The following is a 235-nucleotide window of genomic DNA, read 5'->3' on the forward strand; positions in this document are numbered from 1 at the left end:
CGCCGCGACCGCCGGCCCACCCCCCTCAGCCTCGATCGCCACACCCGCCACCACCCCGGAAACGCACACCGTCACCCTGATCACCGGCGACATCGTCACCGTCCGCACCCTCACCGACGGCAAAACCATCGCCGAGGTCGACCAACCCGACGACACCACCGGCGGCTTCAGCGTCCAACAACACGGCGACGACCTCTACGTCCTACCCGACGAAGCCAAACCCCTCCTCGCCGAC

Annotated in this window: 1 protein-coding gene; it reads left to right on the plus strand. The window is 68.9% G+C overall.

Annotated elements, in window-relative coordinates; translation table 11 throughout:
• Positions 1-235 (plus strand): hypothetical protein (locus H0524_RS13740; RefSeq protein WP_180198993.1); only part of this gene is annotated, 235 nt, incomplete at both ends.

This window comes from Salinispora sp. H7-4, from assembly GCF_013416675.1.
Lineage (GTDB): Bacteria > Actinomycetota > Actinomycetes > Mycobacteriales > Micromonosporaceae > Micromonospora > Micromonospora vitiensis.